1 rRNA gene is annotated in these 223 nt (G+C 54.7%); it reads left to right on the plus strand.

Features of this window, described 5'->3' with window-relative positions:
* Positions 1 to 223, plus strand: a 23S ribosomal RNA gene (locus AC6CWS_RS26575); the annotation flags it as partial.

Genomic DNA, 223 nt, shown 5'->3' on the forward strand with positions numbered 1-223 from the left:
CGGCGAGCGAACGGGGAGCAGCCCAGAGTCTGAATCAGCTTGTGTGTTAGTGGAACGGTCTGGAAAGTCCGACGGTACAGGGTGATAGTCCCGTACACCAAAATGCACAGGTTGTGAACTCGAAGAGTAGGGCGGGACACGTGGTATCCTGTCTGAATATGGGGGGACCATCCTCCAAGGCTAAATACTCCTGACTGACCGATAGTGAACCAGTACCGTGAGG

The organism is Klebsiella sp. M041 (assembly GCF_059759695.1).